This is a genomic window from Mycobacterium sp. NPDC050041, assembly GCF_049541695.1.
Classification (GTDB): Bacteria; Actinomycetota; Actinomycetes; order Mycobacteriales; family Mycobacteriaceae; genus Mycobacterium.
On record NZ_JBMVDG010000002.1, the window covers coordinates 701,380 to 725,231 of the forward strand.

General features: G+C 69.3%; 22 protein-coding genes. 15 read left to right on the plus strand and 7 right to left on the minus strand.

Annotated features, from left to right (window positions below):
- Positions 1 to 40: 40 nt before the first annotated feature.
- The 5 genes from ACPCHZ_RS08770 to ACPCHZ_RS08790 are packed head-to-tail and all read left to right on the plus strand — an operon-like array spanning position 41 to position 5,077.
- A complete protein-coding gene (locus ACPCHZ_RS08770; protein ID WP_423484364.1) occupies positions 41 to 1,624 on the plus strand; it encodes a serine hydrolase in 1,584 nt (527 codons plus the stop codon).
- Positions 1,621 to 4,005 carry an HAD-IC family P-type ATPase gene (locus ACPCHZ_RS08775; protein WP_423484365.1) on the plus strand — a complete coding sequence of 795 codons (2,385 nt, stop codon included), beginning with the start codon at positions 1,621 to 1,623 and terminating at the stop codon, positions 4,003 to 4,005. The genes ACPCHZ_RS08770 and ACPCHZ_RS08775 overlap by 4 nt, the downstream gene beginning before the upstream one ends.
- 9 nt (positions 4,006 to 4,014) lie before the next feature.
- Positions 4,015 to 4,248 carry an antitoxin gene (locus tag ACPCHZ_RS08780; protein WP_264010809.1) on the plus strand — a complete coding sequence of 78 codons (234 nt, stop codon included), beginning with the start codon at positions 4,015 to 4,017 and terminating at the stop codon, positions 4,246 to 4,248.
- Positions 4,249 to 4,251: 3 nt separating this feature from the next.
- A complete protein-coding gene (locus tag ACPCHZ_RS08785) occupies positions 4,252 to 4,692 on the plus strand; it encodes a type II toxin-antitoxin system Rv0910 family toxin (RefSeq protein WP_364975304.1) in 441 nt (146 codons plus the stop codon).
- A gap of 4 nt (positions 4,693 to 4,696) precedes the next feature.
- The gene (locus ACPCHZ_RS08790) at positions 4,697 to 5,077 is read left to right on the plus strand and encodes a glyoxalase superfamily protein (protein ID WP_423484366.1); all 381 of its coding nucleotides are present in this window, start codon (positions 4,697 to 4,699) and stop codon (positions 5,075 to 5,077) included.
- Here the strand turns inward: ACPCHZ_RS08790 and ACPCHZ_RS08795 are convergent.
- Positions 5,055 to 5,621 (minus strand): isomerase, encoded by a 567-nt coding sequence (locus tag ACPCHZ_RS08795; protein ID WP_423484367.1) that lies wholly within the window; start codon positions 5,619 to 5,621, stop codon positions 5,055 to 5,057. The genes ACPCHZ_RS08790 and ACPCHZ_RS08795 overlap by 23 nt on opposite strands.
- 223 nt (positions 5,622 to 5,844) lie before the next feature.
- Here ACPCHZ_RS08795 and ACPCHZ_RS08800 point away from each other — a divergent pair, with 223 nt between their 5' ends.
- The 4 genes from ACPCHZ_RS08800 to ACPCHZ_RS08815 are packed head-to-tail and all read left to right on the plus strand — an operon-like array spanning position 5,845 to position 9,616.
- Positions 5,845 to 6,822, plus strand: a complete 978-nt coding sequence (locus ACPCHZ_RS08800) for a LacI family DNA-binding transcriptional regulator (RefSeq protein ID WP_423484368.1) — start codon at positions 5,845 to 5,847, stop codon at positions 6,820 to 6,822.
- Positions 6,815 to 7,777 (plus strand): ribokinase, encoded by a 963-nt coding sequence (locus tag ACPCHZ_RS08805; RefSeq protein ID WP_423484369.1) that lies wholly within the window; start codon positions 6,815 to 6,817, stop codon positions 7,775 to 7,777. Before ACPCHZ_RS08800 ends, ACPCHZ_RS08805 begins: the two co-directional genes overlap by 8 nt.
- Positions 7,774 to 8,244, plus strand: coding sequence for an RpiB/LacA/LacB family sugar-phosphate isomerase (locus ACPCHZ_RS08810; RefSeq protein WP_423484370.1), 471 nt, complete (start codon positions 7,774 to 7,776; stop codon positions 8,242 to 8,244). Before ACPCHZ_RS08805 ends, ACPCHZ_RS08810 begins: the two co-directional genes overlap by 4 nt.
- 31 nt (positions 8,245 to 8,275) lie before the next feature.
- On the plus strand, positions 8,276 to 9,616 hold the full coding sequence (locus ACPCHZ_RS08815; RefSeq protein ID WP_423484371.1) for an MFS transporter: 1,341 nt from the start codon (positions 8,276 to 8,278) through the stop codon (positions 9,614 to 9,616).
- On the opposite strand, the gene ACPCHZ_RS08820 is transcribed toward ACPCHZ_RS08815, so the two are convergent.
- The 6 genes from ACPCHZ_RS08820 to ACPCHZ_RS08845 are packed head-to-tail and all read right to left on the minus strand — an operon-like array spanning position 9,613 to position 16,536.
- Positions 9,613 to 10,260, minus strand: a complete 648-nt coding sequence (locus ACPCHZ_RS08820; RefSeq protein WP_423484690.1) for an NAD(P)H-binding protein — start codon at positions 10,258 to 10,260, stop codon at positions 9,613 to 9,615. The two genes, ACPCHZ_RS08815 and ACPCHZ_RS08820, sit on opposite strands and share 4 nt — an antisense overlap.
- A 49-nt stretch (positions 10,261 to 10,309) precedes the next feature.
- Positions 10,310 to 11,782 carry an acyl-CoA synthetase gene (locus tag ACPCHZ_RS08825; RefSeq protein ID WP_423484372.1) on the minus strand — a complete coding sequence of 491 codons (1,473 nt, stop codon included), beginning with the start codon at positions 11,780 to 11,782 and terminating at the stop codon, positions 10,310 to 10,312.
- Between the two features lie 13 nt (positions 11,783 to 11,795).
- A complete protein-coding gene (locus tag ACPCHZ_RS08830; RefSeq protein ID WP_423484373.1) occupies positions 11,796 to 12,587 on the minus strand; it encodes an SDR family NAD(P)-dependent oxidoreductase in 792 nt (263 codons plus the stop codon).
- Between the two features lie 6 nt (positions 12,588 to 12,593).
- A complete protein-coding gene (locus tag ACPCHZ_RS08835; protein WP_423484374.1) occupies positions 12,594 to 14,186 on the minus strand; it encodes an AMP-binding protein in 1,593 nt (530 codons plus the stop codon).
- Positions 14,183 to 14,929, minus strand: a complete 747-nt coding sequence (locus ACPCHZ_RS08840) for a GntR family transcriptional regulator (protein WP_423484375.1) — start codon at positions 14,927 to 14,929, stop codon at positions 14,183 to 14,185. The genes ACPCHZ_RS08835 and ACPCHZ_RS08840 overlap by 4 nt, the downstream gene beginning before the upstream one ends.
- Complete coding sequence (locus ACPCHZ_RS08845; RefSeq protein WP_423484376.1) at positions 14,926 to 16,536, minus strand: SMP-30/gluconolactonase/LRE family protein; 1,611 nt, start codon at positions 16,534 to 16,536, stop codon at positions 14,926 to 14,928. Before ACPCHZ_RS08845 ends, ACPCHZ_RS08840 begins: the two co-directional genes overlap by 4 nt.
- A 146-nt stretch (positions 16,537 to 16,682) precedes the next feature.
- On the opposite strand from ACPCHZ_RS08845, the gene ACPCHZ_RS08850 reads away from it, so the two are divergent.
- The 6 genes from ACPCHZ_RS08850 (at position 16,683) to ACPCHZ_RS08875 (ending at position 23,850) form a co-directional block, all read left to right on the plus strand.
- Entirely contained in the window at positions 16,683 to 17,540 is an 858-nt protein-coding gene (locus ACPCHZ_RS08850) for an SDR family NAD(P)-dependent oxidoreductase (protein WP_423484377.1), read from the plus strand.
- 11 nt (positions 17,541 to 17,551) lie between these two features.
- Positions 17,552 to 18,943 (plus strand): aromatic ring-hydroxylating oxygenase subunit alpha, encoded by a 1,392-nt coding sequence (locus tag ACPCHZ_RS08855; RefSeq protein WP_423484378.1) that lies wholly within the window; start codon positions 17,552 to 17,554, stop codon positions 18,941 to 18,943.
- A 64-nt stretch (positions 18,944 to 19,007) separates the two neighbouring features.
- Positions 19,008 to 20,858, plus strand: a complete 1,851-nt coding sequence (locus tag ACPCHZ_RS08860) for a flavin-containing monooxygenase (RefSeq protein ID WP_423484379.1) — start codon at positions 19,008 to 19,010, stop codon at positions 20,856 to 20,858.
- Positions 20,855 to 21,688: a TauD/TfdA dioxygenase family protein gene (locus ACPCHZ_RS08865; RefSeq protein WP_423484380.1), complete on the plus strand. Its 834-nt coding sequence runs from the start codon at positions 20,855 to 20,857 to the stop codon at positions 21,686 to 21,688. Before ACPCHZ_RS08860 ends, ACPCHZ_RS08865 begins: the two co-directional genes overlap by 4 nt.
- Position 21,689: 1 nt before the next feature.
- The gene (locus tag ACPCHZ_RS08870) at positions 21,690 to 22,619 is read left to right on the plus strand and encodes an SDR family NAD(P)-dependent oxidoreductase (RefSeq protein ID WP_423484381.1); all 930 of its coding nucleotides are present in this window, start codon (positions 21,690 to 21,692) and stop codon (positions 22,617 to 22,619) included.
- The gene (locus tag ACPCHZ_RS08875) at positions 22,612 to 23,850 is read left to right on the plus strand and encodes a CaiB/BaiF CoA transferase family protein (protein ID WP_423484382.1); all 1,239 of its coding nucleotides are present in this window, start codon (positions 22,612 to 22,614) and stop codon (positions 23,848 to 23,850) included. Before ACPCHZ_RS08870 ends, ACPCHZ_RS08875 begins: the two co-directional genes overlap by 8 nt.
- The last annotated feature ends 2 nt before the right edge of the window (positions 23,851 to 23,852 follow it).

Genomic DNA, 23,852 nt, shown 5'->3' on the forward strand with positions numbered 1-23,852 from the left:
TGACCGCCCAACCGGGTGCCCGACCGCTACGGTGCTGATCATGAGGGCACTGATCAGCGCCGCCGTCGCCGGCCTGCTGCTGGTATCGACGGTGGGCTGCGACTCGGAACCGGCTGAGCCGGCGTCGTCCGCGTCGGCGGAGTCCGACGTCCCGCCGCCACTGGTGCCCGCGATGGCGCTGCCCGAGAACGCGGTGGACAACGCGGTCGCCGAACTCGACGGCCTGGTCCAGAAGCTGATGGACGCCTCCGGCATCCCCGGCATGTCCGTCGCGGTCGTACACGGTGGAAAGACGGTGTACGCAAAGGGTTTCGGCGTCAAGGACGTCAAGGCCGGCGACGGTGACGACAACAAGGTGAACCCCGACACGACGTTCCAGCTGGCGTCGCTGTCCAAGCCGATCGCCGCGACGGTGGTCGCCCATCAGGTGGGCAAGGGGGCGGTCGGCTGGGACACCCCGATCGTGGAGAAGCTACCGCGGTTCGCGCTGTCCGATCCCGCGGTCACCCGGATGGTCACCGTCGGTGACATGATGTCGCACCGGTCCGGCCTGCCCGACCACGCCGGCGACCAGATCGAGGACCTCGGCTACTCCCAGGAGTACATCCTCGACAAGTTGCGTCGATTGCCACTCGATCCGTTCCGGATTTCCTACGCCTACACCAACTTCGGTTACACCGCCGGCGCCGAGGCGGTGGCCGCCGCGGCGGGCAGGAAGTGGGAGGACCTCGCCGACGAGGCGATCTTCGGCCCGCTCGGAATGAAGTCCACCAGCTACCGCTTCGCCGACTACGAGGCCAGGCCGAACCGCGCCGCGGGCCACATCCACATCGACGACCGCTACGAGCCGCTGTACGTCCGCGACGCCGACCCGGAGGCGCCCGCCGGCGGCGCCAGCTCGTCGGTGAACGACATGGCGCGGTGGCTGGCGATGGTGCTGGCCGACGGAAAGCATGACGGCGCACCGCTGATCGACCCGAAGGCGCTGCTGCCCGCCCTCACCCCGCAGGTGGTGTCGAGCCCGGCCAGTGAACCGGCGATGCGCACCGGCTTCTACGGGTACGGCTTCAACGTGGGCACCACGTCGGGCGCCCGCACCGAGCTCAGCCATTCGGGCGCCTTCGAGTCGGGTGCGGGCACCAACTTCTTGTTCCTGCCGTCGGCCGACGTCGGCATCATCGCGCTGACGAACGCGACCCCGGCCGGCGTGCCCGAGGCGCTGACCGCGCAGTTCGCCGACCTGGTTCAGTTCGGCGAGGTCCGCGAGGACTGGTACGAGCTGTACAACAACGTCTTCCAGCAGATGGAGAAACCCGTCGGCGAGCTGGTCGGCAAGAAGCGGCCGGCCGGCGCCAAGCCACCCGCGCCGCTGTCGTCCTACGCCGGTGTCTACGGCAACGACTTCTGGGGCCCGGCAACGGTCATCGAGCAGGGCGGAGCGCTCCGGCTGAAGATGGGCACCAAGCTCGACGTGGAGCTGACGCCGTGGGACGGCAACGTCTTCAGCTACTCCTGGGTGAGCGAGAACTCGCCGCCCGGAACGGTGTCCGCGGCGACATTCGACGGCGACAAGCTGACCCTCGACTACTACGACGAAGAGGGCAACGGAGTCTTCTCCCGATGAGCGCAGCCCTGGTGGCCGCCGGGCTGTCCGACGCCGAGGTCGCCCAGCGCGTCGCCGACGGCAAGACCAATGATGTGCCCACCCGGGCGGCACGCACCACGCGGGAGATCGTCCGGTCCAACATCTTCACCCGGATCAACGCGATCCTCGGCGTGCTGTTCGTCATCGTGCTGTCCACCGGGTCGGTGATCAACGGCGCGTTCGGCCTGCTGATCATCGCCAACAGCGCGATCGGCATCATCCAGGAGCTGCGGGCCAAGAAGACGCTCGACGAGCTCGCCATCGTGGGTCAGGCGAAACCGTTGGTGCGCAGACAGTCCGGCCCGGCCGCGGTGCTGCCCAACCAGGTGGTGCTCGACGACGTGATCGAGCTCGGGCCGGGCGATCAGATCGTGGTCGACGGCGACGTGATCGAGGAGCTCAACCTCGAGGTCGACGAATCCCTGCTCACCGGCGAAGCCGACCCGATCGCCAAGGACGTCGGTGACCACGTCATGTCGGGCAGCTTCGTGGTGGCAGGCAGCGGGGCCTACCGGGCCACCCGGGTGGGCCGGGAAGCGTACGCGGCCAAGCTCGCCGAGGAGGCCACCCGGTTCACGCTGGTGAAGTCCGAACTGCGCAGCGGGATCAACAAGATCCTGCAGTTCATCACCTATCTGCTGGTTCCCTCCGGGCTGCTGATCATCTACACCCAGCTGTTCACCACCGGCGCCGACTGGCGCGAGTCGGTGCTGCGGATGGTCGGCGCGCTGGTGCCGATGGTTCCCGAAGGCCTGGTGCTGATGACGTCGATCGCGTTCGCGGTCGGCGTCGTCCGGCTCGGCCGCCGTCAGTGTCTGGTCAACGAGTTGCCCGCCATCGAGGGGCTGGCACGTGTCGACGTGGTGTGTGCGGACAAGACCGGCACCCTCACCGAGAACGGCATGCGGGTGGCCGACACGCAGCGGCTGTCGGCCGCCGACGCCGCAGACGTGCTGGCGCAGTTGGCCGCCGACGACGCCCGGCCCAACGCCAGCATGCTCGCCATCGCGGAGGCGTACACGACGCCGCCGGGCTGGGCCGCTACCGCGACCGCGCCGTTCAAATCGGCCACCAAGTGGAGTGGCGCGTCCTACGGCGAGCACGGCAACTGGGTGATCGGCGCACCCGACGTGCTGCTGGACCCCGCCTCACCGGCCGCGGCGCAGGCCGAGCAGATCGGCGCGCAGGGGCTGCGGGTGCTGCTGGTCGGCTCGTGTGACGTGGCGGTGGACGACGCGTCCGCGCCGGGCACGGTGACGCCCGTCGCGCTGGTGGTGCTCGAGCAGCGGGTGCGGCCCGACGCCCGCGACACCCTCGACTACTTCGCCTCGCAACGTGTCTCGGTCAAGGTGATCTCCGGCGACAACGCGGTGTCGGTGGGTGCGGTCGCGGGATCACTGGGGCTGACCGGCGAGACGATGGACGCGCGCCAGTTGCCCGACGAGCCCGACCGGCTGGCCGACACGCTGGAGGAGTACACCACCTTCGGCCGGGTGCGGCCGGACCAGAAGCGGGCCATGGTGCATGCGCTGCAGTCGCGCGGCCACACCGTCGCGATGACCGGTGACGGGGTCAACGACGTGCTCGCGCTCAAGGACGCCGACATCGGCGTGGCGATGGGATCGGGTAGCTCGGCGTCGCGGGCGGTGGCACAGATCGTGTTGCTGGACAACAGGTTCGCGACGCTGCCCTACGTGGTCGGCGAGGGCAGGCGGGTGATCGGCAACATCGAGCGGGTGTCCAACCTGTTCCTCACCAAGACCGTGTACTCGGTGCTGCTGGCGGTGCTGGTCGGCCTGGCCGGACTGTCGTCCGAGGTGTTCGACACCGATCCGCTGCTGTTCCCGTTCCAGCCCATCCACGTGACCATCGCGGCGTGGTTCACCATCGGCATACCGGCGTTCGTCCTGTCGCTGGCGCCCAACAGCGAACGCGCCCACACCGGGTTCGTCCGCCGGGTGATGACCGCCGCGCTGCCGTCGGGCCTGGTGGTCGGTACGTGCACCTTCGTCTCCTACCTGCTCGCCTATCAGGGCAGGAACGCCACGCTGACCGAGCAGACGCAGGCCTCAACGGCGGCGCTGATCACGCTGCTGGTGGGGGCGGTGTGGGTGCTGGCGGTGGTGGCCCGGCCCTACGAGTGGTGGCGGGTGGCGCTGGTGGCGGTCTCGGCGCTGGCGTACGTGGTGATCTTCTCGATCCCGTGGGCGCAGGATCTGTTCATCCTCGACCCGACGAACGCGGCGATCACGGCGACGGCGCTGGGCATCGGGCTGCTCGGTGCGCTGGTCATCGAGGTGCTGTGGTGGATCCAGGGGTCGGTCCTCGGGGAGCGACGGCGGCTGTGGCGCGGCCGGTAAGCTGGTCGCATGGCTATTTTCGACAAGGTGAAGAACTGGGTGTCGAAGAACCCCGACAAGGCGAGCGGCGCGATCGACAAGGCCGCCAACCTCTTCGATCAGAAGACCAAGGGTAAGTACGCCGACAAGGTCGACAAGGCCCAGGGCGCGGCCCGCAACTACGTCAACAAGAACAACCCGCACGGCCCCGGTCCGGCCGGCCACCCGCCGGTCCCGCCGCCGCCGGTGCCGCCACGCCCCTGACGTATGGCCAAACTGTCTGTCTCCGTCGATGTCCCGCTGTCGCCGGCGGACGCATGGGCGGCCGCATCGGATCTGTCTCGCTACAAGGAGTGGCTGACCATCCACCGGGTGTGGCGGTCGAAGCTGCCCGAGACCCTGGAGAAGGGCTCCCGCATCGACTCGATCGTCGAGGTCAAGGGCATGCCCAACCGGGTGAACTGGACCATCGTGCACTACCGGCCGCCGGAGGCGATGACGCTCAACGGCGACGGCAAGGGTGGGGTGAAGGTGAAGCTCGTGGGCAAGGTGAAGCCCGCCGCCGACGGCGGTTCGACGGTCACCTTCGACGTGCACCTGGGCGGACCGGCGCTGTTCGGCCCGATCGGCATGGTGGTCGCCGGCGCGCTCAGGAGTGACATCCAGGAGTCGCTGAACAGGTTCAAAGCCGTCTTCGCGCCGGCCTGAACCGATGCGATTCGACCGCGCCATCCCGGTGCTCAGAGTTTTCGACCAGGCCAAGGCCGAGGAGTTCTACCTCGGCTATCTGGGTTTCGGCACCGACTGGGAGCACCGGTTCGGGCCCGACTTCCCGCGCTACGCCCAGATCAGCCGCTCCGACCTGATCCTGCACCTGTCGGAGCACCACGGCGACGGGACCCCGGGCAGCGTCGTCTTCCTGCCGATGGACGGCATCCGTGACTTCCATGCCGAGCTGTCCGGCCGCGACTACCGCTTCGCCAAGCCGGGATTGGAGAGCGCGCCGTGGGGTCTGACGGTCGACGTGACCGACCCGTTCGGCAACCAGCTGCGATTCTGCGAGCGGGGTGTCAGCGACGCATCCGGCGCCTGAGCAGCCGGCCGAACTCGACGGCCGAGCGCCGTACCGACTCGACCTCCAGTGACACCAGCAGGGTGTCCACCATCGCGAACGGCAGCGTGGTCACCACCGCGCCGCGGCCGTACTCGATGTGCCAGGAGCCGGGGTGGATCGTCAGGCCCCGGACATGACCCTTCTCCAGGCAGGTGTGCTCGCCGGCCCGCAGCGTCCCAGGCAGCAGGTCGTCGGACTCCAGGTCGAACGAGTCGATCTGGCCGGCGATCAGGAACTTGTGGATCTCCACCCGCTTGTAGCGGCCGGAGAACCCCACGGTGCCGGTGGGGGAGCCGAACAGCACGATGTACTCCTTCGGGCTGAAGTACAGGAACCGCACCTTGCCGAGCACGCCGCCCGCCCTGCTCGCCACCCAGCGTCCGCCGCCGGTGTCGATCAGGTCCGGGTACTCCGCTGCGAGCAGTTCCGTTGTGCGACGGATCAACTCGCCACCCGCGAGTGGTGTGCCGGTCACTTGCTTTGCCACCCGGGCGAGGACGTCGGGGTCGATCCGGTAGGCCATCCTCCGAGGTAACCACAGCCAGTGGCGCGATGCGCCGGAGTGCGGCCGGTGATTTCGGCGCGTTCTCGTTCACGCAGCGATCGCGAGCGCGCCGAAATCGCGGAGGGGCCGCCCTTGACGGCCCCGCGGAGTGTGACGTAGCTTACGTGGAAACGTTCACATGGAAACGTTTCCACGGCGAAGGGGCTGACTGTTGGCGAGCAACGGCGTCACGATCCGCGACGTGGCCGCGCGCGCAGGAGTCTCGCTCGGCACCGTGTCGCGGGTGCTCTCCGGCCATCCCGCGACGTCGCCGGGCGCGCGCACCCGGGTCACCGAAGCGGCCGCCGCACTGGGATACCGGCCCAACGCCCAGGCCCGCTCCCTGCGGTCGACCCGCACGCACGCCATCGGCCTGCTGGTCTCCGACGTGCGCAACCCGTTCTTCGCCGATGTCGCCCACGCCGCCGAACAGGCCGCGCTCGACGCCGACTACGTCACGCTGCTGGGCAACGCGAACGAGGACGTCGACCAGCAGGACCGCTACCTCGAGACGTTCCTGACCCAGCGTGTCGACGGCGTGGTGATCACCCCGCAGGGCCGCGGATCGGGCAGCCTCGACACGCTGATCGACAGCGGCATGCCGACCGTGTTCGCCGATCGCACCGTCGACGGGCTCGACGTGCCGAGCGTGACCACCGACAGCAGGCCCGGCCTCGACGAGGCGATCGCCCACCTCGCCGCCCGCGGGCACACCAGGATCGCGTTCATCGGTGGCCCGCAGTCCATCTCGACGGGTCGGGACCGCCACGACGCCTTCGTCGAGGCCATGCCCGCGCACGGCCTGGAGGTGCACGGCGACCTGATCACGTTCGGCGACTTCCGCGAAGCGAGCGGCACCGAGGCCGCCGAACGCCTGCTGGCCCGCCCGGACCGGCCGACCGCGCTGCTGGCGGCCGACAACCTGATGGCCGTCGGCGCGCTCGCGGCGCTGCGCGGCCACGGCCTGACCATCGGCGCCGACATCGACCTGATCGCCTTCGACGACACGGAGTGGTTCCCTTTCCTGGACCCGCCGATGTCGGTGATCGCCCACGACCCCGGCGCGATCGGCCGGCATGCGGTGGCGCTGCTGCTCCAGGTCATCGGCGGCGGCACACCCGAGTCCGTCGTCCTGCCGACGAAGTTCGTCGACCGTTCAGTGGGAGCGCCTCATGGCTGAGCGGCGGGTGTTCGTCGTCGGCAGCCTCAACGCCGACCACCGGGTGCAGGTCGCCCGCATCCCGGCGGCGGGCGAGACCGTGCTCGGCTCGACCGTCACCGTCGGTGCCGGCGGCAAGGGGGCGAACCAGGCCGTCGCCGCGGCCAGGGCCGGGGCCGCCACCCGGATCGTCGGGGTCGTCGGCGAGGACGCCGACGGCGACGTGATCCGGACGGCACTCTCGGGTGAATCCGTCGACACCCACCACCTGCACACCGTCGCGGGCACGCCGACGGGCCGCGCTCTGATCACCGTCGACGACGCGGGGGAGAACACGATCGTCGTGTCGCCCGGCGCCAACAGCACGCTGTCGCGGGATGCCGTCTCGGCCGGGCTGGCCGGCATCGGTTCCGGTGATCACCTTCTGCTGCAACTGGAGACGCCGATGCCGATCGTGGCGCACGCCGCCCGCACCGCACGCGATGCCGGTGCGACCGTGGTGGTCAACGCCGCACCGGTGCCCTCGGCCGTCGAGAACCTCCTCGATCTGGCCGATCTCCTGGTGGTCAACGAACACGAACTCGCCGACATCGCGCAGCGGATGCGCGGCGACGACAGCCTCGGCGGTGTCGAGGACGACATGGCTGCGGTGGTGGCGGCGTCGGGCGCGGGTGTCGTGTGCACGGCGGGCAGCGCCGGCGCGTTCGTGTGGAGCGACGACGGCGTGGCACACGTGCCGTCACCGGCGGTCGCCGCGGTCGACTCCACCGCGGCCGGTGACACGTTCATCGGGTACCTGGCCGCCGGGCTCACCGTCGACCCCGACGACCTCACCGCCGCCATCGGGTACGCGGTGCGCGCGGCGGCGGTCTCAGTCACCCGGCCGGGCGCCATCGGCTCCATCCCATACCGCGATGAACTCGAAACCGACGACGAACTCGAAACCGACACCGCCGCAACGAAGGAACGTTCATGAGAATCGCACTCGGAAACGACCACGCCGGATACCCGCTCAAGGCCCATGTGCGCGAGGTGCTCGAAGGACTCGGCCACCAGGTCATCGACCGCGGCGCGCCGAGCGACGAACCGGTCGACTTCCCCGACGTCACGTTCGCGACGTGCGACGCGGTCAGGAAGGGCGACGCCGACCGCGCCGTGCTGGTCTGCGGAACGGGTGCGGGTGCGGTGATGGCGGCCAACAAGATCGCCGGGATCAGGTGCGCACTCGGCCACGACGTGTACTCCGCGCACCAGAGTGTCGAACACGACGACGCCAACGCGATCGCCATGGGGGCGTGGGTGATCGGCCGCGCCACCGCGGGCGAGGTGCTCGAGGCGTTCCTCGCCGCCCGCTTCGACGACGACGAGGACACCGTGCGCCGCGTCGGGAAACTGCACGACCTCGAGAAGCAGTCGGCGCGCGAGCTCGCCGCAGGCCTCTGACGTCCGCCCCGCCCATCAAAGGAGATCGGCAATGACCACCGACATCGAGACCACCCGCAGGCAAGCCGAACACGGCTCACCGGGGAAGCTGAAGACCGCGTTCGGCGCAGCGGCGGGCACCTGCGTGGAGAACTACGACTTCGTCGCGTACGGCACCGCGTCGGCGCTGTACTTCGGCGACGTGTTCTTCCCGGAGTCCGACCCCGTGACCGGGACCCTGCTGTCCTTCGCCACGCTGGGCGTGGGCTTCCTGATGCGGCCCATCGGCGGCTCGGTCGGCGGCTTCCTCGGCGACCGGTACGGCCGCAAGCCCGTCCTCGTCGGCGCCCTGCTCATCATGGGCATCGCCACGGTGCTGATCGGGCTACTGCCGACCTACGCGCAGGTGGGTGTGCTGGCCCCGGTGCTGCTGGTGGTGATCCGGATGATCCAGGGACTGGCCTTCGGCGCGGAGTGGGGCGGCGCGGTGCTGATGGCCTACGAGCACGCGCCGTGGCGGCACCGCGGCCGGTTCGCCGCCATCCCGCAGGCCGGTAACCCGCTCGGTATCGCACTGGCCAACATCGCATTCCTGGCCAGCGCCTCCCTCGACAGCGACTGGGCGTGGCGAATCCCGTTCCTGGCCAGCGCGATCCTGATCGCCGTCGGGCTGTTCGTCCGGATGCGGCTGAGCGAGTCGCCGGAGTTCGTGGCCACCAAGGCCCTCGGCGAGGTGGTGCGCAACCCGTTCCTCACGGTGATCAAGGAGGACTGGCGGAACATCCTGCGCGTGATCGCGCTGCGCGTGGTCGAGTCCTGCGCCTACTACCTGACGGCGACGTACCTGCTCAGCTACATCGCCCAGCGCGACCCGGCCGACCGCACCCCGGCACTGACCGGCGTCGTCATCGCCAGCGTGATCGCCGTCGGCACAACGCTGTTCGCCGGGAATCTGACCGACCGCATCGGCCGCCGACGTGTCTACCTCGTCGGCTGTCTGCTCGCGGTGGCGTTCGGCGTCCCGATGTACCTGTTGGCCAACACCGGTCAGCCGTTCCTGATCGCGGTGGTGTTCATCATCGGCATCGGCCTCATCCACGCCGTGCTGACCGGAACGCAGGCCGCGTGGTTCGCCGAGCTGTTCGCCACCAGGACGCGGACGTCCGGCGCGTCGATCGGCTACCAGGTCGCCGCGTCCATCGCCGGCTTCGCCCCGTTCCTCGCGGTGCTGCTCGCCGACGGGCTGGGCTGGATCGGCCCCGCGTTGTTCTACGTGACCGTCGGACTGGTCGGACTCGGCGGTGTGATGGCCACCAGGGAGACCTGGGGTCCGAAGGAACGCGCAGGTGTCGACGCGTTCATCCGCGGCGAGGCGGACGTGACCGTCCGCTAAGCCAGCGCCTCGTCGATCGGGGTGTCGCCGGAGATCAGCTCGAAGGTCCTGCCGCCACCGGTGTCGAGCGCCGCGACGAGCACCGCCGCGACGTCGGCGCGCGGAATGCTGCCGCGCCCGGTGGATTCGGCGATCCGCACCCGCCCGTTGCCCGGGTCGTCGGTCAGCATCCCCGGCCGCACGATCGTCGTGTCGAGCGCACTGCGGGCGGCGACGTAATCGTCGGCGGCGCCCTTGGCGCGCAGGTACGCGACGAACACCTCATCGTCGGCGGCGTCGTCGGCCGCTGCAGGATCCGCGCCCATCGCCGAGACCATCAGGTACCGGCGCACGCCCGCCGCCTCGGCGGCATCGGCAAGCAGGATGGCGGCGTCGCGGTCGACGGTCTCCTTGCGCGCCGCACCGCTGCCCGGGCCGGCGCCCGCCGCGAACACCACCGCGTCGGCGCCCCGTAGCTGGGCGGTGACCTCGTCGAGGGTGGCCTTCTCCAGATCCAGCACGATCGCCTCGGCCCCCGCGGCCTGCAGGTCGGCGGTGTGATCGGGGTTGCGGATCAGCCCGGCGACCGAGTCGCCGCGTTCGGACAGCAGTTTCTCCAGCAGCAGGGCGATCTTCCCGTGGCCGCCCGCGACGACGATGCGCATCGTGGTGGCATACCCGATCGCCCGCACCGCCGAACGTGTCGGCCGCGATTCACGCCAGCTGCGCGCGCAACTCCCGTTTGAGCACCTTGCCGTAGCTGTTCTTCGGCAGTTCGTCGACGAACTCGTAGCGCTTGGGCCGCTTGAACCGGGCGATCCGCTCGAGCAGGTGGGCGTCCAGCTCGGAGGCGCCCGCGGTGCCCACGATGAACGCCACCACCACCTCACCCCATTCCGGGTCGGGCGCACCGACCACGCACGCCTCGGTGACGCCGGGGTGCTCGATGAGCACCTCCTCGACCTCCCGCGGATAGATGTTGCTGCCGCCGCTGATCACCACGTCCTTGGACCGGTCCCGCAGAGTCAGGAAGCCGCGGCCGTCGAACGACCCCATGTCGCCGGTGTGCAGCCAGCCCCGCTGCAGCGTCGCCGCCGTCGCCGCCGGGTTGCGCCAGTACCCCGACATCACGACGTCGCCGCGGCAGACGATCTCGCCGATCTCGTCGACGGCTGCCGGGGTGCCGTCCTCCCGCAGCACCGCGACGTCCACCCCCGAGCGGGCATAGCCCACCGAGCCGAGCACCGCGTCGTCGGAGTCGAGATGGTCGGCCCGGCGCAGACCCGTGATCGTCATCGGCGCCTCGCCCTGTCCGTAGAGCTGGGTGAAGATCGGCCCGAACGCCGCCATCGCCTTCTTCAGGCTGTCGACGTACATCGGGCCGCCGCCGTAGACCACGGTGCGCAGGTTCGCCGGCCGTGGCCGCCCGGTCTGCACCAGCCGCTGCACCATCGTCGGAGCCAGGAACGCGCTGCAGCCCGGATGGTGCTCACAGAGATCGAGGAACTCGTCGGGTTCGAACGCCGAGGACGCCGGCACCACCTGCCGGGCGCCGCGCAGCACGTACGGCGCGATGTAGAGCCCCGAACCGTGCGACATCGGCGCGCCGTGCACCAGCGCGCACTCGTGGTCGGGGGAGTCGAAGTCGGCGAGATGGGACACCGTCATCGCGGTCAGGTTGCGGTGCGAGAGCATCGCGCCCTTGGACCGGCCGGTGGTGCCGCTGGTGTAGAACAGCCACGCCAGCGTCTCGGGGTCGGTGTCGGTCGGGACCTCGCCGGGGGCCGTGCGCAGCCGGGCGGCGTACTCGTCGCCGGCGATCACCTCCACCGGCCGGACAGTCGTGCCTGCGAGCCCGTCCGCGATCTTGGGAGACGCGAAAACCTGTGCGACGTCGGCGTCGTCGAGGATCTGCGCCATCTCCAACGGGTGCAGCTTGAAGTTGATCGGCACCACGACGCTCTCGGCGGCCCAGGCGGCGAACATGAGTTCCACGATCTCCGGGCGGTTCTCGCTGGCGACCGCGATGCGGGCGCCGGGACCGAGAGGGCGCAGTGACGCGGCAAGTCGCAGCACCCGCTCGCGCAGTTCCCCCCACGTCCACAGCTGCTGCTCGCCGAGGAACACCGCGCCGCGGTCACCGAAGCGCGACGCGGCCTGGTCGAGCATGGAGAACAGGTTGGTCATGCGCGGATCCGCCTCAACGTGCCACCCATTCCGAGGACAGCGCGAAGTCCGACAGGTACTTCGTCGAACTCCACCCGCCGTCGACGGCGATCGTCTGCCCGTTGATGAAACTGCCACCGTCGGAACACAGGAACACCACCGTGGACGCCAGATCGGCGACGGTGCCCAGCCGCGGGTACGGCGTCATCTCGGTGTTGATCTTGCGGAACCGCTCGTCCTCGAGCCGGTGCGCCACCATCGGGGTGAGCGTCACCCCGGGCGCCACCGCGTTGCACCGGATCCCCTGCGGCCCGTACTGGCAGGCGATGTGGGTGGTCAGCGCGGTCAGTCCGCCCTTGGCCGCCGAGTACGCGCCGCCGCGCAGACCGCCGACGACCGCGAACGTCGAGGTGACGTTGATGATCGCCGACCCGGACCGCATGTGCGGGATGACGTCGCGGGCCAGTCGGAACGGCGCCCGCAGCATCAGGCCGAGGAAGTAGTCCAGGCTCTCGTCGTCGGTCTCGTGCAACGGCTTCGGGCTGCCGACGCCGGCGTTGTTGATCAGATAGTCGATCCGGCCCCACCGCTGCACCGCGGCGTCGACGATCCGCCTCGGTCCGTCGTCGGCGGTGAGGTCGACGGCCAGGGTGGCGACCAGATCGGGGTCGCCGATCGCCCGCTCGAGTTCGGCCAGCCGCTCCGGGTCGCGGCCGGTGCCCAGCACCGCCGTCCCCGCTTCGGCGAGCGCTGTCGCGCAACCGAATCCGATGCCACTGCTGGCACCCGTGACGATGGCCACCTTGCGTCCGGCGTCCTCTTGCATTGCTACCTACCTGACTTCCGCGGCGTCCAGTGCCGCGCGGATCCGATGCTTCAACACCTTGCCTGCGTCGTTCTTGGGCAGCGCATCCCAGATCGCCACCTGCTCGGGCACCTTGAACTTGGCGACGCCCCGGCCCAGCAGGAAGTCGCGCAGGCTCTCGACGTCGGGGGCTTCGTGACCGGCGGCCACGATCACCGCACACGCCCGTTCGCCGGTGCGGGCGTCGGGCAGGCCGACGACCGCGACCTCGGCGATACCGGGGTGACCGGTGAGCAGGTCCTCGACCTCTTTGGGCGAGATGTTCTCGCCGTTGCGGATGACGATGTCCTTGGCGCGCCCGGTCACGACGAGATAGTCGTCGTCCACCCATGCGCCCAGGTCGCCGGTGGCGAAGTAGCCGTCGGCGTCGAAGCAACCGGCCGCGTCGTCGGCATGCAGGTAGCCGACCAGCATCTGCGGTCCGCGGGCGTGGATCTCGCCGGAGCCCTCGGGCGCGGCGGGGTGGTCGGCGAGCCGGATGTCGGCGATCCCGGCGCGGCCGTCGGTGTCGGCCGCGTGGTCGACGTCGCGGGCATCGGGCACGCCGACGGTGGTCACGGGCACCTCGGTCGAGCCGTACACCCGGGTCACCACCGCGTGCTCGAAAGTGCCTACAGCACGGCGGATCAGGGACGGTGACACCGAGGCGCCGCCGCAGATGAACACCTTCAGGTCGGGGAGTCGGGTGCCGGCCTGCCCGGCCGCGGCCAGCAGTCCCTCGAGGAACGGGGTCGCGCCCGCCATGTGGGTGCACCGCTGCGCGGACATCAGCGCCACGGCGGCCGCGGGGTCCCACCGCTCCATCAGCACCGCGGTGGTTCCGAGCAGCAGCGGGCATTCGAACGCGTAGATCGAGCCGCCGATGTGGGCGATCGGCGACGGCACCAGGAACCGGTCGCCGGGCTCCACCAGCCAGTGCTCACCGAGCTGGCGGATCAGCGCGTGGATCGAGTTATGGCTGTGCAATACACCTTTGGGGCGCCCGGTGGTGCCCGAGGTGTACATGATCATGCGCACGTCGTCGGGGTTCGGGTCGGTCAGGGCCACCGGCGGCGAGTCGAACAGTGCCACGTACGCGGTGTGCGGGCCGGGGTCGCCGCGTAGCACCACCACCTCGGGCGGGTCGGCCATGGCGGCGGTGACCCGGGTCAGCATGGCGGCGTAGTCGTGGGTGCCGAACCGCCGCGGCACGAACATCATCCGGGTGTTCGCGTCGCCGAGGATGAACTGCAGTTCGTGGTCGCGGAGTGAGGGCAGGACCGGGTTGACCACCATGCCTGCCAGCGTCGCGGCGAGGTAGACCACCGCCGCCTCGTGCCAGTTCGGCAGCGTGAACGACACCACGCTGCCTGCGGGCATCCGGGCTGCCATCGCGTGAGCCAGTGTCGACGCCTGCGTGTGCAGTGTCGCGCAGTCCACCTCGACGTCGCCGTCCACCAGCACGACCCGGTCCGGGGTGTCACGCGCGGCGGCGCGCAGTGCGTCGGCCAGCGTGGTGCGCACCCACAGCCCGCGGTCGTAGGCGTCGGCCGCGCGTCGCTCGTCGACGGCGACCCTCACGGCTCGACCAGACCCTTGACCCGGCGCATCGTCATCGCGTGCCGAAACCGGGCCGACGGGTGGGTGTTCACGGTGACCTGGGCGATCTCCCCGTCGGAGGTGGTGTAGGTGCGCTGCATCTCCAGCGCGGCACTGCCTGCGGCGACACGCAGCCGATCGGCCAGTTCCGGGGTCAGCACCACGGCGGCGATCTCCTGGTGCACCTCGACGATGCTCACCCCGAACAGGTCCTCGATCAGCGGGAAGATCGGCCCGGAGTGGCGCGCCAGCAGGCGGCCCACCGCGGCGAACGTCCGATTGATGTAGTACTCCGTGCGGCAGATCGGCGCAACGGTGCCGTCGGCCTGGCGATACCCGCGCACGGCCAGCCACTGCGTACCGATGTCCAGACCGGTCCGCTCGGCGAGGCCTGCGTCGATGGTCACCATCGCGGTCGACTCCACGGCGAACTGCGCGCCCGCGGCGAACGCGAGCAGGTCGTTGATCGACATCACGTCCTGCGCATACGAACTCGCCTCGGGGCGAGGCACCACCAGGGTGCCCGCACGTGGCCGCGAGGTGACGAGGTTGTCCTCGCGCAACCGGCGCAGCGCCTCACGCACGGTGTAGCGGCTCACCGCGAAGCGTTCGCACAGTTCGTGTTCGGTGGGCAGCTGCGAACCCACGGGGTACACCCCGTCGACGATCTCCTTGCGCAGCGCCCGCGCCACCTGCAGGTAGCGGTGCTCGGTGGTGATTGTCATGCGCGGCGCAACGCCAGCACGCTGCCGTCGCCGTCGGCCGCCACGAACAACGTGCCGTCCGCGCCACCGGTGATGCCGGCGAACGGCCCCTGTGGACCCGAGAACGGCTGGATTCCCCGCAGCGGCTTGGGCGTCACACCGGGCGGCGCACCGATCGGCAGGCCGGAGGCGATGACGCCGCGCGCACCGGTGGTGAGGTCGACGGCGACGACCTCCTTCGCGCCGGCGTCGACGACGTACAGCGAACCGCCCTCGACGGTGATGCCCTGCGGCGTCTGCAGTCCGTCGACCACGGTCTCGGCGCCAGAACCGGTCAGCCGGACCACCCGGCCCGCGGCGGACTCGGCCACCAGCGGAGCGCCGTCGATGCCGATCGCCACCCCGGTCGGCTCGGCGAGGCCGTCGGCCAGCACCGCGCCCTCGCCCGCGCGCAGCGAGTGCACCCGTCCGGCGCCGAGCTCCGCGAACACGATCGTGCCGTCGAACCCGACGGCGATGCCGTAGAGCTGGTCGAAACCCGTGGCGAGGTAATCGGTTTCGCCGCCGGGGCGGTACCGGCCGACCTGGCCGAGCGAGGTGGTGCACAGGAAGTCGCCGTCCGCGGTGCTGGTCAGGCCGCGCAGGTATCCGGGATAGCCGGGGGTGAACAGCATCGCGACCGCTTCGAGCGACCCGTCGGGCTGCAGCGCGTAGAAGTAGGTGCCGTCGGCGATGTGCAGCCTGCCGTCGGCGCCCACCGCCAGGTCGTGCGGCCAGTTCAGGCCGCCGGGCAGCAGGGTGCGGGTCTCACCGCCGCCGAGCACCTCGGCGATCTCGCCGGTGAAGTTGGAGGCGAACAGCCGCCCATCGACGATGGTCAGGTTGTCGAGGCCGGGATTGAGCTGGGCCAGCACCGTCTGCGCGCCCGAGCGGGGGTCGATGCGCAGCACCTGGCCGGAGGCCACCTGGGTGGAAACGATGAATCCGTCGGCGTCGAACTTCACCGAATCGGGCACGCCGAGGTCCGCGGCGACACGCTGCGGTTCACCGCCGTCGGGGTCGATGCGCCAGATCTCGTTGGCGGTCATGACGGGGTAGTAGAGCAGCCCGTCGGGGCCGACCTCCATCGCATTGGGCGAGGGCAGGTTGTCCGCCAGGACGCGCGGTTCGCCGCCGGAGAGTTCGAGCTCCAGCAGCCGGCCGCCGTCGCGGCACTCGTTGACGAAGAGCCTGCCCCGATGGGTGGTGATGCCGTTGGCGGCGGGCACGTCGTCGCGCAGCACCCGCGTCCGGCCCGAAGGGTCGCGCACGCTCACCCGGCCGTCCATGTACTCGGTGGCGTACAGGTTGCCGTCGGCATCGAAAGCCAGATCGTCGGGCGCGACGATGTCGCTGCCCTTGGCGCTGATCGTCTCCATCACCCCGGTCGCGATGTCCAGGGCGCTGATCTGGCTGCCGGTCACCTGCGCGATGTACATCCTCCCGTCCGGCCCGGTGCGCAGGCCGTTGGCGCCGAACAGCCGGCTGGGCGGGGTGAGGCGCGTCAGCCGCCAGCCGTCGGCCGTGGCCGGATTCGCGGCGGTGTACCTGGCGGCAGGCGTCGGCGCCGCGGTGGGTGGCGGAGTCATGGGTCCGGACGTTAGCAAGCGGGCTTAGTCCAGACAATAGCGATCGCGGAAGCAATGGAGTCCCTTGACGGCCGGATAACGGCTGCGGAATAGTGTTCTTCAATATGCAGAGCACCATTGTTTGTCCGGACAATTAGGTATCGGACATGGATGACCTCCTCAACCTCGACGGCCGCATCGTGGTCGTGTCGGGCGCCGGTGGCGGCGGTATCGGCACCACCGTCACCGAGCTCGCCGCCGCGGCGGGTGCGACCGTCGTCGCCGTCAGCCGCAGGCAGGACAACCTCGACCAGCACGTCGGCCCACTCGCCGACAAGGGGCTGCCGGTGGTCACCGTGGCCGCCGACGCATCCACCGACGAGGGTGTCGCCGCGGTGCTGGAGGCGGTGCGCAGCACGGCCGGCCGCACCGGTGCTCGGCTGCACGGTCTGGTCAACATCGCCGGTGGGGCGGCGCCCGCAACCTGGATGCCCTCGACCCGCGTCACCCGTGACGACTGGCGGGCGCTGTTCGCCGCCAACCTCGAGACCGCCTTCTTCATGAGCCAGGCGGTCGCCGTCGAACTGCGGTCGCAGGGCAATCCCGGGTCGATCGTGTCGGTGTCGTCGATCAGCGGCATGAACACCGCGCCGTTCCACATCGCCTACGGCACCGCCAAGGCGGCGGTGGTGGCGATGACCAGGACGATGGCCGTCGAACTCGCACTCGACGGCATCCGCGTGAACGCTGTCGCCCCCGGTGTCACCGAGACCGCGGCATCGGCCACCTACGTCGACGCCGACCCCGAGCGTGACCGCCAGGCCATCGCGATGGGCCGCCGCGGCACACCGCGCGAGCAGGCAGGCGCCATCCTGTTTCTGCTCTCCGACCTGGCCGGCTACGTCACCGGCCAGACGCTGCTGGTCGACGGCGGCCTCGACCTCAAGTGGAGCCACCTCGCCGCGGACAATACCTCGCTGTTCCTGAAAGACGAATCCTTCCGCAGCACCATCAGCCGGCTATGAAGGGGATGTAGATGACCGACATGAAGGCCGATACGGAGAAGACCGTCCCGGAACCCGCACCCGTGGAGGAGCTCTCGGAGCCCACGACCATCCCGGTCGAGGCCTACATCTCCGAGGACTACGCCCGCGCCGAGCGGGACAGGCTGTGGCGCAAGGTGTGGCAGCAGGTCGGCCGGGTCGAGGAGATCCCCGAGGTGGGCGGCTACCTCACCTACGACATCCTCGACGACTCGATCATCGTGGTGCGTACCGGTGACAACGAGTTCGCGGCGCACCACAACGTCTGCATGCACCGCGGCCGCAAGCTCGTCGACCGGCCGGAAGGCGCGAAGAACGCCGTGGGCCGGGCGCGCAAGTCGTTCGTCTGCGGATTCCACGGCTGGACCTACGGATTGGACGGCACCTGCACCCACATCAGGGAGCAGGACGACTGGAAGGGCGCGCTGAACCCGCGCAACACCCACCTGGCGCCGGTGCAGGTCGACACCTGGGGCGGCTGGCTGTTCATCAACATGGACCCCGACTGCGAACCGCTGGCCGACTACCTGTTCCCGGCGGCGAAGATCCTCGATCCGTTCGGCCTGGAGAACATGCGCTACAAGTGGCGCAAATGGCTGTACTTCGACTGCAACTGGAAAGTCGCGATGGAGGCCTTCAACGAGACCTACCACGTGTTCACCACGCACCCGGAGTTCAACAAGTTCGGCGAGTTCAAGGGCTGGGCCAAGGCGCAGGGCAGGCACAGCAACATCGGCTACGACGCGCCGAAAGGGATGGACGAGACCAAGTCCAAGATCCGGCTCGGCACCGGCGACGACCCGCGCGTGTCCACGGCCGAGATGCAGATGTACACCTGGGAGCAGACCAACGCGACCACCACCGAGACACTGGTCAACGCCGCCAAGCGGCTGGTCGACGAACTCCCCGAGGGCACTCCTGCCGACAAGGTGCTCCAGCACTGGCTGGCCTCCGCGCGCCGGGACGACGAGGCGCGCGGCGTCATCTGGCCGGTGATCCCGCCCGACATCCTCGGCCAGAGCGGCACCGCGTGGCAGCTGTTCCCGAACTTCCAGATCGGCCAGGGCCTCACCAGTGCACTGTGCTACAGCGCCCGACCGGATCCCAGCTACCACCCAGACAAGTGCATCTTCGAGGTCGCCGTCTTCGAGCTGTACCCGAAGGGCGAAGAGCCGCAGACCGACTGGGTCTACACGCCCGTGGGCGACCCGAACTGGCTGTCGGTCCTGCCGCAGGACTTCTCGAACATGGCCGCGGTGCAGCAGGGCATGAAGTCGGCCGGTTTCCCCGGCACGAAGCCCAACCCGTACCGCGAACGCAGCACGGTCAACCTGCACCACCAACTGTCGCAGTACATGGGCACCGGCGAACCCCGCGAATTGTGATTTCGGCGCGCTTTCGATCGCTCACCGAACGACATCACGCCGAAATCACGGAAGAAGGAGAGACATGACGACCGCCGAGCAGTCCTGCGGGCCTACCGACGTCCCGACCGACATCGACATCCCCGCGATCCGGGACAGGTACGCCGCCGAGCGGGCCAAGCGGCTGCGACCCGAGGGCGCCGACCAGTACCTGGAACTCGAAGGTGACTACGCCGGCTTCTACGAGGTCGACCCGTACACCACGGTGACCGAGCGGGACGCGATCACCGAGGACGTCGACGTCGTCGTCCTGGGTGGCGGTATCGCCGGACTGCTGGCGGGGGCGTACCTGAAGAAGGCCGGCGTCGACGGCATCCGTGTCATCGAGATGGCAGGTGACTTCGGTGGCGTCTGGTACTGGAATCGGTTCCCCGGCATCCAGTGTGACAACGACGCGTACTGCTACGTCCCGCTGCTCGAAGAACTCGACTTCATGCCGTCGAAGAAGTTCGCCGACGGGGCCGAGATCTTCCAGCACTGCCGCAACATCGGAAAGCACTTCGGCCTGTACGACGGTGCGCTGTTCTCCACCCAGGTGCGGGAACTGAGCTGGGACGAAGAATCGCAGCGTTGGCAGATCGTCACCGACCGGGGTGACGACCTGCGCGCCCGGTTCGTCGTAATGGCCCAGGGCTCCTACAACCGTCCGAAGTTCCCCGGCATCCCCGGCATCAAGGACTTCACCGGACACGTGTTCCATTCGGCCCGCTGGGATTACGACTACACCGGCGGCAACGCCGACGGCGGGCTGCACAAACTGGCGGACAAGCGTGTCGCCCTCGTCGGCACCGGGGCCACCGGCATCCAACTGGTGCCGCACCTGGGGCGCGATGCGCAGGAGCTGTTCGTCTTCCAGCGCACGCCGTCCTCGGTCGACGAGCGCACCAATCCGCCCACCGACCCCGCCTGGGCCGCCTCCCTCGAACCGGGGTGGCAGGAGGCGCGCAAGCGCAACTTCCACAACTGGTCACCGTTCGTCGGTGTGGTGTTCGGCGAACCCGATCTGATCTGCGACTTCTGGACCGAGCTCGGGCGCAACCTGACCGCCCGGATCGCCGGCCTGGACGATCCCGCCTCGGTCACCATCGAGCAGATCATGGCGTTCCGGGAGGAGGAGGACTACAAGATCATGGAGCGGTTGCGTCGCCGTGTCGACGCGATCGTCGAGGATCCCGCCACCGCGGAGTCGCTCAAGCCGTACTACCGGTTCATGTGCAAGCGGCCGTCCTCCAGCGAGCATTATCTCGCTTCGTTCAACCGTCCGAACGTGACGCTGGTCGACGTGTCGGAGTCCAAGGGCGTGGAGAAGCTGACCGAGAAGGGGATCGTCGCCAACGGTGTCGAGTACGAGGTGGACTGCGTGATCTTCGCGAGTGGCTTCGAGATCTCCACCGAGATCAGCCGCCGGTTCGCGATCGACAGCATCGTCGGCCGCGACGGGCTGTCGCTGTTCGACCACTGGCAGAACGACTACAAGACACTGCACGGCATGACCAGCCGCGGCTTCCCCAACCAGTTCTTCATGGGATTCATCCAGGGCGGCGTGTCCGCGAACACCACGGCGATGTTCGAACAGCAGGCTCAGCACATCGCGTACATCATCGCGGAGGCGCAGAACAGAGGTGCCACTCGAGTCGAACCCACCCAGGAGGCGCAGGACAGCTGGGTGCAGACGGTCCGCGAGCTGTCGATCGACAATTCCGCATTCGAGTTGTCCTGCACGCCTGGCTATTACAACAACGAGGGGCGAGGCGGCGCAGAACGCAACGGGTCATTTCTCGGCGACTTCTATTCGCCCGGGTTCTACGCGTTCGATGAATTGATCGCGGAATGGCGCGGCAAGGGTGATCTCGACGGTCTGGAGCTGAGGACATGACAGCTGTTGCAGCGGCTCTCGAGGCCCGCGAGATCAACCCGCGCATCGGCACCGAGATCCGGGCCGACAAGGCGACACTGCTCTCGGGCGAGCACGCCGCCACCCTGCGGGATCTGCTCGAGCAGCGCGGCGTGCTGGTGTTCCCGGAGATCGGTTTCACCGACGACGAACAGGTGGCGTTCACCGAGACGCTCGGCACGCTGGCCACCGAGCGCAAGGGCGAGAAGCTCTACAACGTCACGCTCGACAAGACCGTCAACAAGCAGGCCGACTACCTCAAGGGGTCGCTGTACTGGCACCTCGACGGCACGATGAACGAGGTGCCGATTCTGGCCTCACTGCTGTCGAGCAAGGCACTGGGCAACGAGGGCGAGGGCGACACCGAGTTCTGCAACACCTACGCCGCCTACGACGACCTGCCCGACGAGGACAAGGCGGCGTACGAGGAACTGCGGGTGGTCCACTCGACCTGGACGACGCTGCTCTACTACGAGCCCGAGCCGTCGCTGGAGATCCTGCAGCAGATGATGGCGATCGGCGAGCGCGAACTGCCGCTCGTGTGGCGGCACCGCTCGGGCCGCAAGTCCCTGGTGCTGGGCTGCACGGCCGGTCACGTCGTCGGCATGGACCGCGCGAAGAGCATCGAACTGCTTGTGCGGCTGCGGGAGTGGGCCACCCAGCCGCAGTTCGTCTACCGGCACACGTGGTCGGTAGGCGACCTGGTGATCTGGGACAACACCGGCACCATGCACCGCGCGACGCCGTACGACCCGGCATCGGGCCGGCTGCTGCAGCGCACCAAGCTCGCCGGTGAGGAGTCGTTCGCCTGACATGGGTGACCTGAGATTCGACGGCCGGGTGGCCGTCGTCACCGGCGGGGGCCGCGGCCTCGGGCGGGCCTACGCGCTGCTGCTGGCCTCCCGCGGGGCGAAGGTCGTGGTCAACGACCTCGGCGGCAGCCTCACCGGTGAGGGCGGGGACGAGGGCCCGGCCCACGACGTGGTGCGCGAGATCATCGCCGCGGGCGGACAGGCCGTCGCCAGTACCGATTCGGTCACCGCGCCCGAGGGCGGGCGGGCCATCGTCGGTGCCGCACTCGACGCATTCGGCCGCCTCGACGTGGTGGTGCACAACGCGGGCAACGTGCGGCGCGGCTCGCTGCGCGACATCAGCTACGCCGACTTCGAGGCCGTCGTCGACGTGCACCTGCGCGGTGCGTTCCACGTTGTCCGCGAGGCCTTTCCGGTGATGTGCGACGCCGGCTACGGGCGCATCGTGCTCACCTCGTCGATCGGCGGGCTGTACGGCAACCACGACGTCGTCAACTACGCGGTCGCCAAGGCGGGCGTGATCGGACTGTCGAACGTCGCGGCGATCGAGGGCGCGGCGCACGGCGTGACGAGCAATGTGATCGTGCCCGCCGCCGTCACCCGGATGGCCGAGGGCATCGACACGTCGGCCTACCCGCCGATGGGACCCGAACTGGTGGCGCCCGCGGTGGGCTGGCTGGCACACGAAAGTTGTTCTGTCACCGGCGAGATCTACATCGCGCTGGCCGGCAGGATTGCCCGCGCCGCGATTGCCGAGAGCCCGGGGGTGTACCGGCCGTCCTGGTCGGTCGAGGACGTCGAGGCTCAGCTCGACGGGATTCGCGACCTCTCGCAGCCGGTGGTGTTCCCGCCCGTCCCCGACGGGCACACCGACCACATCCGGTACAGCTTCGCGATGGCTGTCCAGCAGCAGGGAGCCGTCCATGGTTAGCTCCGCCGGCCCGCTCGCCGGGATCCGGGTCGTCGACCTCACCGCAGTGGTGATGGGGCCGTACTGCACGCAGATCATGGCCGACATGGGCGCCGAGGTCATCAAGGTCGAGCCGCCCGAGGGCGACATCACCCGCTACGTCGCACCCGGTCCGTCGCCGGGGATGAACGGCGTGTTCGTCAACGTCAACCGCGGGAAGCGCAGCATCGTCCTCGATCTGCGGTCCGACCACGGGAGGGCGGCACTGCGCGCGCTCGTCGAGACGGCCGACGTGTTCGTCCACTCGATGCGGGCGAAGGCGATCGCCAAGCTCGGATTCGACTACGAGTCGGTCGCGGCCATCAACCCGCGGATCATCTACACCAACTGCTACGGCTACAGCAGACGCGGCCCGGATGCCGACCGGCCCGCCTACGACGACACCATCCAGGCCGAGTGCGGTCTGCCCGCGGTTCAGAAGCAACTCACCGGCGACGCCACTTACGTCGCAACGATCATGGCCGACAAGGTCACCGGCCTCACCGCGCTGTACGCGACCATGATGGCGCTGTTCCACCGCGAACGCACCGGCGAGGGACAGGAGGTCGAGGTCAGCATGTTCGAGACCATGGCGTCGTTCATGCTCGTCGAGCACGCGAACGGCGCCATGTTCGACCCGCCGCTCGGGCCGGCCGTATATCCGCGGACGGTCGCGCCGAACCGGCGTCCGTATCAGACGAAGGACGGTTACATCGCCGCGCTGATCTACAACGACAAACACTGGCGGGCATTCACCGACGCGGTGCGACCGTCGTGGAACTCCGACGAATACACCACACTGCAGATGCGGGCCAAACAGATCGATGTCGTGTACGGGCTGGTGGCCCAGACGATGCGGGAGCGCACCACCGCCGAGTGGCTCGCGCTGTTCGCGGAACTGGAGATCCCCGCCACGCCGATCAACACACTCGACTCGTTGTTCGACTCGCCGCAGCTCAACGCCGCCGGGATGTTCGAGACCATCGACACCCCGCACGGCAAGGTGCGCTTCCCCGGGGTGCCGACGTGGTTCTCCCGCACACCGGGCCACGTCCGGGGTTACGCACCCGAACTCGGCGCCGACACCGCCGAGGTGCTCGCCGGTCTGGGGCTGCCGAGCGACGCCGAGACGACGGTTGTCGACGCGAATCGCGCGAATTCGGTCGACAACCGTGGTGTCGGCGCGTCGGAAGCCGCGGCGGAGCTGGCATGAGC

Bases quoted from the DNA above. Each gene is read 5' to 3' on its own strand.
- ACPCHZ_RS08770 (WP_423484364.1), top strand. From the start codon at position 41: ATGAGGGCACTGATCAGCGCCGCCGTCGCCGGCCTGCTGCTGGTATCG.
- ACPCHZ_RS08775 (WP_423484365.1), top strand. From the start codon at position 1,621: ATGAGCGCAGCCCTGGTGGCCGCCGGGCTGTCCGACGCCGAGGTCGCC.
- ACPCHZ_RS08780 (WP_264010809.1), top strand. From the start codon at position 4,015: ATGGCTATTTTCGACAAGGTGAAGAACTGGGTGTCGAAGAACCCCGAC.
- ACPCHZ_RS08785 (WP_364975304.1), top strand. From the start codon at position 4,252: ATGGCCAAACTGTCTGTCTCCGTCGATGTCCCGCTGTCGCCGGCGGAC.
- ACPCHZ_RS08790 (WP_423484366.1), top strand. From the start codon at position 4,697: ATGCGATTCGACCGCGCCATCCCGGTGCTCAGAGTTTTCGACCAGGCC.
- ACPCHZ_RS08795 (WP_423484367.1), bottom strand. From the start codon at position 5,621: ATGGCCTACCGGATCGACCCCGACGTCCTCGCCCGGGTGGCAAAGCAA.
- ACPCHZ_RS08805 (WP_423484369.1), top strand. From the start codon at position 6,815: ATGGCTGAGCGGCGGGTGTTCGTCGTCGGCAGCCTCAACGCCGACCAC.
- ACPCHZ_RS08810 (WP_423484370.1), top strand. From the start codon at position 7,774: ATGAGAATCGCACTCGGAAACGACCACGCCGGATACCCGCTCAAGGCC.
- ACPCHZ_RS08815 (WP_423484371.1), top strand. From the start codon at position 8,276: ATGACCACCGACATCGAGACCACCCGCAGGCAAGCCGAACACGGCTCA.
- ACPCHZ_RS08820 (WP_423484690.1), bottom strand. From the start codon at position 10,260: ATGCGCATCGTCGTCGCGGGCGGCCACGGGAAGATCGCCCTGCTGCTG.
- ACPCHZ_RS08825 (WP_423484372.1), bottom strand. From the start codon at position 11,782: ATGACCAACCTGTTCTCCATGCTCGACCAGGCCGCGTCGCGCTTCGGT.
- ACPCHZ_RS08830 (WP_423484373.1), bottom strand. From the start codon at position 12,587: ATGCAAGAGGACGCCGGACGCAAGGTGGCCATCGTCACGGGTGCCAGC.
- ACPCHZ_RS08840 (WP_423484375.1), bottom strand. From the start codon at position 14,929: ATGACAATCACCACCGAGCACCGCTACCTGCAGGTGGCGCGGGCGCTG.
- ACPCHZ_RS08845 (WP_423484376.1), bottom strand. From the start codon at position 16,536: ATGACTCCGCCACCCACCGCGGCGCCGACGCCTGCCGCCAGGTACACC.
- ACPCHZ_RS08850 (WP_423484377.1), top strand. From the start codon at position 16,683: ATGGATGACCTCCTCAACCTCGACGGCCGCATCGTGGTCGTGTCGGGC.
- ACPCHZ_RS08855 (WP_423484378.1), top strand. From the start codon at position 17,552: ATGACCGACATGAAGGCCGATACGGAGAAGACCGTCCCGGAACCCGCA.
- ACPCHZ_RS08860 (WP_423484379.1), top strand. From the start codon at position 19,008: ATGACGACCGCCGAGCAGTCCTGCGGGCCTACCGACGTCCCGACCGAC.
- ACPCHZ_RS08865 (WP_423484380.1), top strand. From the start codon at position 20,855: ATGACAGCTGTTGCAGCGGCTCTCGAGGCCCGCGAGATCAACCCGCGC.
- ACPCHZ_RS08870 (WP_423484381.1), top strand. From the start codon at position 21,690: ATGGGTGACCTGAGATTCGACGGCCGGGTGGCCGTCGTCACCGGCGGG.
- ACPCHZ_RS08875 (WP_423484382.1), top strand. From the start codon at position 22,612: ATGGTTAGCTCCGCCGGCCCGCTCGCCGGGATCCGGGTCGTCGACCTC.